The sequence below is a fragment of the Shewanella marisflavi genome (assembly GCF_023283925.1).
Lineage (GTDB): Bacteria > Pseudomonadota > Gammaproteobacteria > Enterobacterales > Shewanellaceae > Shewanella > Shewanella marisflavi.
Window position 1 is genome coordinate 153,757 of record NZ_JAKIKX010000007.1, and the last position, 13,334, is coordinate 167,090.

The 13,334-nt window shown below is 47.2% G+C and carries 11 protein-coding genes; 6 read left to right on the forward strand and 5 right to left on the reverse strand.

Annotated elements, in window-relative coordinates; genetic code table 11:
- Positions 1–179: 179 nt before the first annotated feature.
- Both L2712_RS14590 and L2712_RS14595 read right to left on the reverse strand, forming a co-directional pair.
- Positions 180–2,804: an AAA family ATPase gene (locus tag L2712_RS14590; RefSeq protein ID WP_248978195.1), complete on the reverse strand. Its 2,625-nt coding sequence runs from the start codon at positions 2,802–2,804 to the stop codon at positions 180–182.
- A 161-nt stretch (positions 2,805–2,965) separates the two neighbouring features.
- Positions 2,966–3,763 (reverse strand): NYN domain-containing protein, encoded by a 798-nt coding sequence (locus L2712_RS14595; protein WP_248978196.1) that lies wholly within the window; start codon positions 3,761–3,763, stop codon positions 2,966–2,968.
- A 921-nt stretch (positions 3,764–4,684) separates the two neighbouring features.
- On the opposite strand from L2712_RS14595, the gene L2712_RS14600 reads away from it, so the two are divergent.
- The 6 genes from L2712_RS14600 (at position 4,685) to L2712_RS14625 (ending at position 10,245) form a co-directional block, all read left to right on the forward strand.
- The gene (locus L2712_RS14600; protein ID WP_033539000.1) at positions 4,685–4,921 is read left to right on the forward strand and encodes a helix-turn-helix domain-containing protein; all 237 of its coding nucleotides are present in this window, start codon (positions 4,685–4,687) and stop codon (positions 4,919–4,921) included.
- A 285-nt stretch (positions 4,922–5,206) separates the two neighbouring features.
- Positions 5,207–5,548, forward strand: coding sequence for a hypothetical protein (locus L2712_RS14605; protein WP_033538999.1), 342 nt, complete (start codon positions 5,207–5,209; stop codon positions 5,546–5,548).
- 300 nt (positions 5,549–5,848) lie between these two features.
- On the forward strand, positions 5,849–7,027 hold the full coding sequence (locus L2712_RS14610; RefSeq protein ID WP_248978197.1) for an AAA family ATPase: 1,179 nt from the start codon (positions 5,849–5,851) through the stop codon (positions 7,025–7,027).
- Between the two features lie 525 nt (positions 7,028–7,552).
- Positions 7,553–7,957 (forward strand): hypothetical protein, encoded by a 405-nt coding sequence (locus tag L2712_RS14615; RefSeq protein ID WP_033538823.1) that lies wholly within the window; start codon positions 7,553–7,555, stop codon positions 7,955–7,957.
- Positions 7,958–8,248: 291 nt separating this feature from the next.
- The gene (locus L2712_RS14620; RefSeq protein ID WP_248978198.1) at positions 8,249–9,415 is read left to right on the forward strand and encodes a BamA/TamA family outer membrane protein; all 1,167 of its coding nucleotides are present in this window, start codon (positions 8,249–8,251) and stop codon (positions 9,413–9,415) included.
- A 134-nt stretch (positions 9,416–9,549) separates the two neighbouring features.
- Positions 9,550–10,245, forward strand: a complete 696-nt coding sequence (locus L2712_RS14625; protein WP_248978199.1) for a hypothetical protein — start codon at positions 9,550–9,552, stop codon at positions 10,243–10,245.
- A gap of 56 nt (positions 10,246–10,301) precedes the next feature.
- Here the strand turns inward: L2712_RS14625 and L2712_RS14630 are convergent, their stop codons facing one another.
- The 3 genes from L2712_RS14630 to L2712_RS14640 all read right to left on the reverse strand — a co-directional run bounded on the left by L2712_RS14630 (position 10,302) and on the right by L2712_RS14640 (position 13,324).
- Positions 10,302–11,573 (reverse strand): hypothetical protein, encoded by a 1,272-nt coding sequence (locus L2712_RS14630; RefSeq protein WP_248978200.1) that lies wholly within the window; start codon positions 11,571–11,573, stop codon positions 10,302–10,304.
- A 46-nt stretch (positions 11,574–11,619) separates the two neighbouring features.
- Entirely contained in the window at positions 11,620–12,231 is a 612-nt protein-coding gene (locus L2712_RS14635) for an excalibur calcium-binding domain-containing protein (protein WP_248978201.1), read from the reverse strand.
- A 97-nt stretch (positions 12,232–12,328) separates the two neighbouring features.
- Positions 12,329–13,324, reverse strand: a complete 996-nt coding sequence (locus L2712_RS14640) for a permease (protein WP_248978202.1) — start codon at positions 13,322–13,324, stop codon at positions 12,329–12,331.
- Positions 13,325–13,334: the final 10 nt, after the last annotated feature.

The following is a 13,334-nucleotide window of genomic DNA, read 5'->3' on the forward strand; positions in this document are numbered from 1 at the left end:
CTGGTCTAAAGCTTAACAGCCTGAAACCAAGTTAGTAAAAAGCCCCGATGTCTGACGACATCGGGGCTTTATTATTTGGATCTGCTAAAAAGATTTTGTTGTAGGAAAGCGAGTTATTTGAATTGTTATCACACTACGAATAAAGCCCCTGAATCTATAAGTATTGAGTAAACTTCGGCTTAAGCTATTAGTGCTAGATCTAATGATTCTATCGCTAATAGAATAGTATTAACTGAATTTCTATCAAATTCCGCTCTGTCTATTTCTTCGTGAGTACCTTTATTCAAATATCGCCATTCTCGAGAGTCGCCATTAACACCTAATAATTGTGTTAGAGGTAATAGGATATTTTGTTTGTTTGGATCAGCAAAGTCACCTTTATTGATTTTGGTTTTAAGTTGCTCGGTTAATTGACGTAACTCAATAGGTGCGTTAGCTGCGCGAAGTTTGATACTTAAATTTCCGTCACCGTACCTGCTCACATATCGCCAGACTTTATTCTTAGTTAACGACTCTAACGCTTGACGTGATTTACCTAGTGCAAATCGTAATTCATTTTTGCGAAAATGCTCTAGTGCGCCTTCAACATAATTTCTCGGAGCACAGTTGAAATCAACTTGAATATGGGGTTCATCAGTACGAGGCAAAAACGCCAGTCGCTGGCTACTTTTAGCTTGCTCTGCCGACAATAAGTTTTGAATATCCTTAAAGAACTCTTCTCCGTGGCAGGTGAGGATAATTTGTTTACCATCAAAGTAATTATCTTCAAAAAGTGTACGCCGGATAGACTCGCGATGATCATCATCAATTGCATTAACAGGATCGTCAAAAATAAGAAGAGGACAGCCTTCCTTGATGTTTTTTGCCAATAGTATCGCCAAGCCAACACAGCGAATGTGACCTTCACTTAATACGTGAAGCGCATCGAAATATTTATTAGGCTCGTTTTGATAAGACATCTTCAGTTTTTGATTTTGCTCTAATGGTAATTGAATAGATGCCATTAGCTCTGTCGGTGCATCGTTTCGGTTAAATGCGTTATAAAGCTGTACTACCATATCACCCAAATTTTCAACTAATTGTGCTGGTAGTTTTTTCCGATACTCATTTAGCAGAGTTACAAACTGTTGGTAAGAATTTTTGATTTCGATATTTTGTGCAACAATTGGTTCTTCTTTTTTTACTTCATAAATAAGCTCTTTGTTAGCTTCATCAAATTCATTTATGAGCTTTTGAGCACCTTCAATTGCTTTGATAGCTGCACCTTTCGTTGCTGCTATCTTCTGTGCATCTTTAAGGAAACCTTTTAATCGGTTTAGCTCCTCTTGCAGAGAGTCTTTATTTTTTTGAATATTAACAATCTCAACATCTTGCTTCTCTAGGCAACTGACTTGTGTGTCAATATGCAGTATGGCTGTTGTGTTATCGTCTAAATTACCATGTAAACTTTCCCACCACGCCAGATTTAATCGTGACATATCCAATAACTTAAATGGCGTTAGCTTGTTGTCTCTTGGATAAAAATTTAAGCAAGTTAATACTATTTGATAAAGCTCAAGAAGCTTTTGCTGCACCATTTTATCAAGCTGCGCTATAGTCCTTTGCAACTCAGCTAAATGCTGAAGTTTAGCGAGTTCATCTTTTGCATAGCTGTAAGGGTCAATGGTTACTTTTGTTAATGGTGTTAAGCAAGCAGGGCATTTATCAGGACTAATTGGCTGCACTTGTTTAACTGCTTCAAATAAATTTTGGAAGGATACTTGTTGGCTAGCCTCTGCTAATTCACTGCTTTTCTGCTTATATTCATTTATACTTTTTATCAGTGTTTGTTTTACAGTTTTTAGATGTGCAGATGTCAGGTGACTTTTCTGTGGAATCGGTTTTTGCAGTTCAGCTTCGAGTATAGGTACTCTTCCCGGTTTATTTTCAGTACCTTCAAGTTCGAACTGCATTTTGTGTAAGTTAAAACCTTCTTTATAGCGAGATGCTAAGGCTGTTTCATCATTTATTGCTTGCTCAACAATACTTTGATTGAGCTTTATCTGCTGAATAGCTCCTTGAAGTTGCTGCCGTTTTTGAGTAAGTAGCTTAGCTTTCACACCTTCTATATCAATATACCTTTCATCGATTTCAAGTGAGAAATTTTTAACAAACTCATTAAATGCATCTAGACCAAATAATGTTGATATGAGCTCCGATTGTTTAGCTGGAGCTTGTGCCGCAATACGCGAAAAGCTGTCTATTCGATTTTTCTCAACAAAGCAAAACCGGTAAAGCGCATCATTAGGTTTGATGTGTATATCATTGCCATCGGAATCTGTGCCTAATAATTTAGGGGGTGTAAATTTATTTGTATGTGCATTTCTCAGGTAAGCTCCAACATTTTTAAAGCGCTTACTATCAGCTTCTGCTACAGATCCTAATAGCCCATATTCTAGGGCTTCACAGAAACTTGATTTACCAGTTCCATTTGGCCCAAAGATTAGAACTAAATGGCTCTTCAGATCGAATACCTCTTTGCGACTAAAACCTCTAAACGAATCGACAGACAATTCTTTTAGTTGAGTAAAAGATGCTACATCAGATGTGACATCTTTTAGATCTGTAGGGATATCTGCACTTAAACTAGCCCATTCTAGTGAAGCAATCTTAGCGATATGCTTCACTCTTTGTCCTTGATGGGTTCCTAGAGGAGCTAATTTATCTAGGTGTTTTAACACCAAATTTGCAAATTTATGAACAGGTTTAGTGGATGGAGATAATAATAAAGTTTGGAGAAAGCGCTGAAATTCAGATTGGATCATATCTTCCCTTATATTAATTTACATTTTAATAGTAATAAGTAGAGTTGTGTCCGTATTCACCTTTACTGCTAGTCAACCAATTCAGTTTCAAAAACAAATTCTTGGTAATGTAACGTGTAGTTTTCTTGTCTTTTTACACTCGCACTTTCTTTGTGCTGAGCTTATTTCCCACTCTTCTTGGCTCGTTTGCATTCTCTGATCCACATAACTGAACCGTTGGTTTTTCGCATCTCGAATAGGTCTATGGCGGCGAAGAGATCGCTGAGTTTCTTAAAGCCATAGTTTCTTTGGTCGAATGAGCTGTGGTTCGAAATGTGAGAGCCTATGGGGCCAAGTTGTGCCCAACCATCGTCCTCTTCGGTTGCCTCAATTGCCTGTCGCAGCAGGTGAATTAATTTGGCATCACCCTTAAGGTTTTGTTTGCGTGGAACACTGGCTTTTGTGGCTGGGGTGACGGTTTTAGCTTCTTTCTCTGTTGTCGGCTCTATTGCTTTCTCGACTTGCTGTTCCACTTCGGTTTCGATTTCGGGTTCTGCGTCCAGGTAGAGGAAGCGGGAGCAGCTGTTAACGAATGCGGTGGGGGCTTTGCGTTCGCCAAAGCCGAATACCTTTTTGCCGTCTGAGAGCACTCTTGTGACCAAGGGGGTGAAGTCGCAGTCTGAGGAGATGAGGCACATGATATCTATGTCTTTGGTGTATAAGATGTCCATGGCATCGATCACCAATGCGATATCTGTGGCGTTCTTTCCTTTGGTCAGGTCGAACTGCTGAATAGGTTGAATGGCATATTCGTGGAGAATGTCTTCCCTGTGCTTCAGGCCTGGGCTTTTCCAGTTGCCGTAGGCCTTGCGAATACTCACCACGCCATGTTTGGCTAGCTCAGCCAGTACCACGTCAAACTTTCTTGCCGGTGCATTATCTGCGTCGATAAACACCGCTATTTTTGCTACGTCTTGCATTTAAACCATTCCTTTGAAAATGCATCTCTGAGACTTGTTGATTAGATGCAGGTAGCCTTACATGAAGGGTACGGGATTAAGATTGCCCCAACCCCCGCTCGAAGGAGATTTCCGCTTCGTCGCGGGTCGCAAGGGATTGATAAGGCGATTGCTCGTAGAGCGTTTATGAGCGCGAACCATGGATGGTGAGCTGGCTCTTTTGCATGGACGCAATTTCCTGTCGAAACGGCCCCTTTCCACCGGTGTGGTGTGGAACACCACGACCTTAGCCAAGCGCAGCTTGGCATCTTAAATCCAAAGCGTTGGCACTGTCGAAAGCGATAGCTACCGCAGAGAATCCTAGCTATCCCAGAGCGATAAAAGATCAGATTAATCTAATAAAAACATAAAGCTATCAAGCTGCCGCAGATAAAACCTTATCCAAGGTCACAAACTGTGCAGTTTGCTTAATGTGCTTTGCTATTGCGTTAAAGTTGGCTGAGTCAGAGCCAGAGAGGGGAGTTTGAGGTGAGGTGTGAAAAGCTGTCCTTGCCTTATGCAGCTCTTTTAAGAGCGGCGCCATCCCTGACATTCATTCGCGTACTTTAGTGAGCGCTTAAATCTTGTTTTATCAACAAAAACTTAACTTATCCTACAATATCGCCGCCGCGTAAGGCAATAGTGGGTAAAGCACCGTTTCGGAAGAGTTGGGAGCCGTTAGAGTTGTGTCGATGGTGATTTGCGGTGTAAGAGACTCTGATAGTGTAACAAGTGACACTTTTGGCCCATTTGCTAACTTGAATAGATAGAAGGTGTATGATGTTACACTTTTTGCTCCATTGGTCTTGTTAATACTTAAAAAGTGTATGTTGCTACACTTTTATGTTGAATCATCCCTTTATCGTGGCTAAAGTGTAGCAAAGTACACTTTATGATGATCTTATGAGCTCCTCGTTAAACCAAGATTCGTTGGGATTACTGATTAAAACCCGCAGGAAGGAAGCGGCGCTGACTCAAGAGGTGGCGGCAATGTTGTGCGGTGTCACTAAGAAAACCTTGATTCGTGTCGAGAAGGGGGAAGATGTCTACATCTCTACCCTATTCAAGATACTCGATGGTCTGGGGATTCGGCTCTCTGTTGAATCAAAGTCGGATGCCGGCTCAAGTGAGTGGTACTAGCTATGGCCGAATCACCAATCCTTGTGTTAGATATGCTTCTCTGGTTGCAGACTCTGGGGGTGAGAACTCCACTAGATCAAACTCTATCAGGTAGTTCTTTAAGCACGTCAATGGCTACATTCGAACGACAATATCAAGCGTAACCTAGCCTAGGTAGCCTGTTCTTTTTCTCACCCGTATTCAACTTGTGATCTTAAAAACTTGCAACTATCTTAAATATTGCTTGGTTAAATTTTATGCAATCAAGGTGTGTATTGCATACTTGTTTAAAGTAAGGATCACACAATGAAAAAGCTCAGTTTTATCCTGATTACCATGGTACTTGCCGCCTGCGCATCGTCTCCAGAGCCTGTAACTTGGAAAGGTATGTCAGAACGAGATATTGTTGCTTGGAAAGACATAGGCTTTAATGCTGAACAGGCACAAGCTTGGCGACAAAACGGATTCACTCCCGAGCAGTCTAACACTTGGTCTAAAGCCGGATTCGATCTCAATAGTGCAATTGCATGGAGTAAGCAGTCTTTTAATGCAGAAGAAGCAAGTAACTGGAAATCAGGTGGTTTCGACTTAGAAACCGCGATTAAGAGTCGAGAACAAGGCCTGACACCGCTCAAAAAAGAGATGTGAATCAGTCTAAGATAACTTGTTTCTCACATAACATGCTGAATCAGTAAGTTTTAATAAGGTAACTTTCGGGAGGGCAAATACGGCAGTATTTGCCCTCGTCATTTTCTTGCGCGTTTATCCAATAGATGGGGCAGTTATTACCTTACGAATGAGAAGTGGGGGCTTAGTCAGGCTCCTTAAATCAAGTCGCTTTAACCACGTGCTATAGCGCACATACTGAGGACACCTTGGTGGTATCCTCGACTCTGTCGGTAGTATGCTCGGCGATGTCCATTAGGCATTTATAGTAAAGGTACGTAAATGAACGAGGTATTACTACAGATAAAGGCGCTCACCAATGGTGACCCTTTGTTGACGGCTGTAATTGTTGGAGTATTAACGTTCGCGTTAATTGGACTCACAGGCTACATACTAAAAGATATCTTCACTAAGGTGTTTAGTTGGCTCGGTAGCCTGCTGTTTATACGGCTGACAATCGATGACAGCCATAATGCGCGCACAGAGGTATTCAATAAACTGTCCTTTTTGATCAGTAATACTACCATTCCGCTTTTTTCACGCTCTATCTCTGAGGCCGTTTACTTTGACTACAGTGTGAATTACGACGGCCGTATCAGTGTTAAGTCTATCGGCTATGGTATGCACCTGTTTAAATACCAAGGCTGCTACATGTTGGCGACTCGCGCTAAGGTCGCTAGCACTATGGCATACGACACCATTACTGTTATCGCACCATGGTGGGCAAAAGATAAGCTACATAGTCTTTTAGAAGATACGCGTGGAGACATATCGACTGCGCCAAAAGTGAGTATTTTTGAGGAAACCGAATGGTGCCGCTATGGCACACTGAAATCAGAGGGTTTCAGTGAATTAGTGCTAGATGCTGGGTTCAAGCAGGAGTTCATGGGGGAAGTTGATAACTTCGCCAGTAGCGGTAAAGGGGTTGCAAGTAAGCTCACCATATTGTTACACGGAAAAACGGGGACGGGTAAGACGGGTATCGCCAGAGCCTTGGCCGTTGAGTATTGCCGCGATCTATACATATTGAACCTATCGACTGTCAATGATGCCACGATTCATAAGGCCATCAGAAAGGTACCGCCCGGATCTATGCTGTTGATAGAAGACTGTGACTGTGTAAAAGCGACGGTATCACGCGCTGCTGAAAGTAATGTCGATAATCCACCATTAACCTTAGGCGGCGTGCTAAACGCCTTAGATGGAGTCATTCCACTGGATGATTGCCTGGTCGTCATGACCACTAACCATGTTGAGAATCTCGACCCCGCGCTGATACGTAAAGGTCGTGTCGATGTCAGCATTGAAGTCCCGCTTATCAGTGCAAAACAAGTCAACGAAGACTACTTTGAGCGTTATGGCGCAGTACTTAACAGAACTGAGCCAATGCTAGGGTGTGAGGTTTATGAACTGCATCGTCGAGCAAACTTAAGATACAGTGTGTGTTGCAAGCCTTTGTAACCGCTTCCTCTTAAATAGACTCATTGAGTGGTCAGCTCATGTTGGCCACGCCTTTCACAAATTAAGTACTTATTAGGGGCTGAGTAGGTTTTCCTCAGACCCTTCGGCTGTATCAGTGGGCTCATAATAAATAGGCTCATAATAAGTGGGGTCATCATCAGCGGAGCCAGAGTAAGCGGGATCAGAGAAGGCTTTATGTACTTGCCTTACAGGGCCGACCCATTTTCAGTAAATATGCCGATTATCGCCAGGCACAGATAAACGAATCGCCACTGATTTCCTTTTCTCTCTTTTTACTCATCTGTCAGTAAGGTTGACCGGGTAAATCGTACTTTTTTGTACCACTCCCTTTGATTGACCAGGCCAAGCACTACAAAACACCAAGCGTTACAGTTAAGCACTTTGTAGCATGTTGGCGCTTAAATCATATGGATTGATTTAACTGTTTTTAAGATTTGTCTCAGCTTATTGGGTTAGCATGATGACTATATCGTGTTTGGAACAGTCATTAAGGGAGTGAGCATCATGGATAATCAGCAATTAAACGGCGTTAAGCGAGGGCCTTGGGTAGCCATTGGCGTAAGCTTGGCAGTCGTAGCGCTGATCGGTTTATTGCTGGCGATGATGCCAAAAGGGTTTAAGGCGACCCATGAAGAGATAGGTACAGGTAAGCCAGCTGTAGTGTTTGTTTACGATCCTAATCTGGCGGTGAGCCATAGTCAGACCGAGCAGATGAACGAAGCGCGAGGTCACTTAGGCGACAATGTACTGTTTTTACTCGCTAGAGTCGGCACGCCAGAGGGCGATAATATGATCGCTAAGTATCGTGCTGGATCCGCCGAACTGCTGTTATTTGATGGCTCGGGTAAGCTGGTAAAACGTCAGTTTGCAGTGCAAGACGCCAATCAATTGATGCGCTGGGTGCGCTAATCTTCTGTTGAGGGAGTTAGCCATCTGTTGGGTGAGCGGGTTATTGTCGCGCTCACCCTATTAATATCTTAATCCGCTCGTTCAACCACTTATCCTAAGCAGCTTTGCTGTGTCTCTGTTTCCCCGTTTACTGAACATTTGTTAATCGAAAAAGTCGTTGTTGAAACCCGCAGGGGTGTTAAAATGCCGCTCGGTTTGCCGTCGCTGTTGTTGCAATCGTCGTGAGTAACAGTTTTAAAAGCGCTTGTTTGCCTGATTACATCTTATTTTTTACTAATCACTAGAGTCTCTATGAAACGGATTTTATGCTTATCCCTGCTGGCCTGTTCTCAAATGGCCATGGCCGTCGAACCTTTGATTCAAACCCCAAAAGATATGGAGCCCACCTGGGTCGATGAGATCCTTGACGTGTTTGGCGCCGACGGTGAATTTGATGACAGCAAGCCCATAGATATGAGTTACCTGCCGACCGCCTATTACACCCCCGAGAAGAAGTTCGGCGTGGGCCTCTTGATGGTCGGTCTGTATAAGACAGAGGGCGCGGCGCCCGAGGAGCAGCCTTCATCATTGGTGCTCAACTCTTTTGTGTCGATGAACAACTCATACGGCGTTGAAGTGGAAAACATGACCTTCTTCAACGGTGGTAAGCAGCGATTGCTACTGGGGCTGGAGCTACATAACGAGGCGTCTGTTTACTATGGCCGCGGGATTGCCGATGGCAATATCGACAGCAATCACCATGAGTTTGATGAGCAGCTATACAGCTTTACGCCGCGCTGGATGACCCAGGTGGCCGACAACTATTTTATCGGTGTGGGCGCCGACTTTACCTATGTCAGCGCCGACAAGTTCACCCGGGTAGAGGGGGATATTCCTCTGCCATCTGATGGCATTTTGCCGGACAACTTTAGTTCGGGCCTGGTGGTGACCAGTATCTATGATTCGCGCGACTATCGCCTCAATGCCACCAAGGGCTGGTTGTTCCAGCTCGATGCGGGCTTGTATCAAAACAGCGAGTACGACAGCTTCGCCAAGTATGATCTTGAGCTGGCCAACTATATCGATCTCAGCAGCACTGCTTTGTTAAGCACTATGCCTGGGCTTATTGCCTGGCAGGTACAGGGCCACTTTACCAGTGGTGATGTGCCGTGGAACATGTTGCCTGATCTTGGTGGTTCCAGTGCTATGCGCGGTTATATCAAGGGACGTTATCGCGACAAGCAGATGATGATGGGCCAGGTCGAGTATCGCCTGCCTATCTTCCAGCGTTACGGTATGGTGTTCTGGGGCGGCGTGGGTAGCGTGGCCGATAAGGTAAGCGAGTTAAGCGATGAGCTGCTGACCTCTTACGGCGCAGGTTTCCGCTTCAAGATTAAAGATAATATCAACCTGCGTTTCGACGTGGGTGTGGGTGAAAATGAGACCAATTTTTACCTTAATGTGAACGAAGTCTTCTAAGTATGCCTGATTGTTCTGAGCCCAAGACTTGGCGATGGCCAAGGTCACTATCCTCACTCCTGGCAGTCGCCGTTTTTGCGGCGAGCCCGCTAGCGCTTGCTGGTACGAGTGAGGTCGCCTCTGGCGGCGCACCGATGAGTGAGGACAGATCGCTTGCGGAACAGGCACTTGAGCAAACGCCTGAGTGCACGCGCAGCTCAGAATATGACATCTATCTTAGCGGCATACACACAGGCACTATGAGCCGCACCGAGCATTGGCAGGGCCAAAGCGCCGTGGTGACCTCTAACAGTGAGGCCAGCATCTTAGGCATAGGCACTCGCTATCGGCAGCGGGCTGAGCTGGCGTGGTCGCGTGATACTCAAGAGTGGATCACCCAGGCGTTTCATCAGCAGGTGAGCGGTTTTCGTAGCAGGGACATGCAGGTGCGTTTTAGTGACAATGGCCGCGCCGCAAGGGTGGATCTGGACGGTGAGGTGACCCACTATCGCTCCGATGAAACGGCGCTGCGTGATGTGGATACCCTGGCGCTAGAGATCCGCCGATTGTTAATGCAGGGGCGGAGCCAGTTTGCCTTGATCCGCCAGGCATCGGATGCGACCGAGCGCTATCAATACTATGTTAAGGCGCCACAGCTGGTAGAGGTGGCCCCTTGGGGGGAGCTGATGCTGGTGCCGGTGGAGCAGACGGGGGCCGAAGAGGTGACCTATTACTTTGCTCCAGAGCTAGACTATCAGCTTATCAAGGCGCGCTATCATGGCATCTTGCTGCAAGGCCTTATCCAGCTTAATCACTACAGTTCTACTTGCGACTCAACCCCTTCGGTGTGAGTCGCTCACCTCATGATGACATCATTTGATGTCAGCCAAGTTTAGTTGCCTGACGCTTAGCCATTTTCATAGTGGGCAATGGGTAGCTGGCTGACGCTATCGAGCCGCCAGGCGCCCTTTTCATACACAAAGCTGACACTATGCAGGGCATCTTTGAAGTCATAGCGTGTGCGCGAGTCCGGCAGTGCATGGTTAAATTCGATCTGAATGTGTTGATAGCCATCGCTAAGGGACAGTTTGCCAAGATGGTTGGGCAGGTCGATCAAGCGGCTCAGCGCCTTATCTAATTCGCGATCTTGTATGGGCAGTTGCTGTTTAAAGCGTTCGCTAAACAGCGATGCGAAAGCCTGTTTATCTTTGCTGTGGGTGTAGGCGGCAATCGTCCAATCGGCCAGCAGTAGCTCGAATGCCTTGTCGGCCTGAGTCAGAGAAGCGATGGGCGTCTTGTTATCGTTGGAGAGGTAACGATTGAGTGTCGCCTCGGCCTCTTTGACCGCGTCGGTGAAGATCTGCGCCACCTTGCTAGCCGCCGGTTGCTGGCTCGCCTTAAGCTCAGCTGTTACTGCCAAAATGGCATCGACGCGATCCTGCCAGCTGTTGAAGCCTTTCATGAGCCCTTCGAGCGAGGACCTGTGCTGCTTCATTACCTCGGGAACGGCAGCATCGTCTTTACGGGCTTCCCTTGCCTTAGTGCCGACATAGTCGCTATAGGTGCTGCTTAGCAGGCTCTGGGGCGAATCGAAGTAGAGACTCGCGCCGCTATAGGGGTCGACCCAGAGATCTGAGGTATCAATAGGTGCTATGGACTTGGGCGACATGCCGTCAAAGTAGAGGCTGGCCAGCGTCGTCTTGTGTTTATTGATGAAGTCGCCTTTGGCTTTGCGGTCTGAGGCGGGCAGCTGTTGGTACTGGGTTGCCAGTTGTTGCAGCGCCGTCGATGTTTGGATTCTCTGGCTGGCATAGTAGCCACAGCGCAGGTCGCAGGCCCGCTGGGTCAGGCTAGAGGCCGCCCCTAAGTTGATCGCCTTGCTTTGCACGAACACCTCGGCGGTATAGATGCCTCTGGGGAGGGCGCCGCTCTTATCCTTCAGGTAGATCGTGTTGTTGGGGCTGTGACGTCCCACAACTTGGAGATCTTGCTTACTGACGCAGAGGGAATAGTCGCGGCTGGTGACTGGCAGTTCCTTGTTATAGGTGGAAACGACCAGCTTATCCAGGCTGACGCCTTCGGGCACCGTACCTGTGATGCTGAGGTCACACTGCTGGGCGTTGGCACTCAGAGCCATCGCGCCTAAACCTAGGCCGATAATTAGACATCCTTGTTTCATGGAGCTTCCTTGTTATTGTTGATTTAAATAGGTTCTGTGTGATCCCTTAGCGACACCACTGTCGTTCACAGGGAATGCCATCGCCGTCGCCATCCATTTGGGTACCGGGACAGTTGCGATTGTAGTAGGTAGCCTCTTCGCAGGAGCGCATCTGGCTGCAATGTGTCTTGCCGGCCTCGCAGCGAAATTTGGGTGTGGCCGGTTGCCACTCTTGGGTGTTTAACTTAGGCAAATCCTCGTTGGTGATGATTGGCGTCGCATTAAGCGCCTGATATTGTTTGAAGCCAAAGCTGCCGATACTCACCAGCAAGACAATGAAGATCACCCGCTGCAACAAGGAGCTGGAGCGGCGATGAGAATAGTGGGGCGACGGCGTACGGTCTCTTCTTGGTGCGGGCTTTGGTTTGGGAGTGTTAGCCAGTCCTGACACTACGCCAGAGACCACGGCGACGCCTTCGATACTCGCCTTAATGGCTTTAAATTTGCCATCACTTTGCTGCTGGCGTTGGTAGATGATTTCATCACCCACCACAGGCTTTCTCGCCATCTGTTTCAGGGCCGAGATATGGATAAATACGTCTTGGGCATTGGGCGTGTTTGGCTTGATAAAGCCAAAGCCTTTGTCGTCGTTCCAGCGAACTAGGGTGCCTCTTTCCATGGCGGCTAGTGTCCTTTATATGTGTTATTTGTATGTCTATTCGGAGGCTAAGGGGAGCCACCGCGCTTATGCTAGCGTGAAACGACCTCTTTTGTCATCAGCTAAGGGTGATTAGGTTTAGCACCCAGCCCATCAGGGTAAAGGCGACCAGAAGCAAAGCAAACAGCAGGGCCAACAGGCGCCACTGCATCACTTGTTTGAGCATCACAAATTCGGGAAAGCTGGCGGCTACGGTACTCATGCAAAACGCCAAGGTTGTGCCCAGAGGAACGCCTTGTATCAGCAGGCTTTCCAGTACCGGGATCACTCCGGTGGCGTTGGCGTAGAGGGGGATCCCCATTAGCACTGCAATAGGCACTGACCACCACTGGCCGTCGCCTAAATTGGCCTCCAGATAGCCGGCGGGAACAAAGCCGTGCAGCGCCGCGCCTAAACCGACACCTATGATGACCCATTTCCATACCCGGCTAAAGATATCCCGCGTTTCTGCCTTGGCAAATTGGTGACGCTGGCGCCAGCCCATGGACTGGCGTTGCTGGATGGTCACGGCGTTTTGCTGTGGCTGCGCCTGTCCACGGTTGTAGGCGTTGGCGGCAAGGGGTTGCAACCAGCGCTCAGCGTGTAACAGGTCTAGCAAGGCGCCGCCGAGCATGCCTATAGTGATGCCGGTAAGAAGGTAGAGCAGGGTGATCTTAGCGCCAAGCAGGCTAAACAGCAGCAGTATGGCAACCTCGTTGATCAGCGGTGAGGTGAGCAGGAACGCCATGGTGATCCCAACCGGGATGCCTGCAGAGGTAAAGCCGAGAAATACGGGAATGCTGGAGCAGGAACAGAAGGGCGTGATGGCGCCAAAGCCTGCGCCCATTCCGTAGCCGAGAAACTTAGGTTTGCCCGCCAGATAATCCCTTACCCGTTCGACATTGAGGGAGGCTCGCAGCCAGCCAATGCCATAGATCATCAAGATGAGCAGGGCGAAGATTTTAGTGGTGTCTTCGACAAAGAAGTGCAGCGCCTGCCCCAAACGGGTATCACTGGATAAGCCTAAGAGGCCATACACCAGGCCGTCGGCGAGTAGTGTAAACCAGGCGAACATAGACACTCCT